This is a genomic window from Methylobacterium sp. CCH7-A2 (genome assembly GCF_001557075.1).
Lineage (GTDB): Bacteria > Pseudomonadota > Alphaproteobacteria > Rhizobiales > Beijerinckiaceae > Allobosea > Allobosea massiliensis.
The window spans coordinates 1-222 of sequence record NZ_LSKN01000234.1 but is presented as its reverse complement, the minus strand read 5'-3'; the positions used below and the strand labels follow the sequence as shown (position 1 = coordinate 222).

General features: G+C 63.5%; 1 protein-coding gene. It reads left to right on the top strand.

What is annotated here, in order from left to right:
• Nucleotides 1-222, top strand: a 222-nt coding sequence (locus AX750_RS17250; protein WP_156462464.1) for a winged helix-turn-helix transcriptional regulator, incomplete at both ends; no start/stop codon positions are given.

Here is a 222-nt window from a genome sequence, read left to right as displayed (position 1 = left end):
GCGTTACTGAGTGTTATCCGTCGCTGGCATCTGCGAGACCGGATGCCGATCCGGGAGATCGCGCGGCGCACTGGCTTGTCGCGGAACACGATCCGCAAGTATCTGCGCAGCGGCGCGGTAGAGCCGCGGTTTCGGGTTCCCGAGCGTTGCAGCAAGCTGGACCCGTTTGCTGAGAAGCTGTCGCATTGGCTGCGGATCGAGGCTGCCAAGTCGCGCAAACAG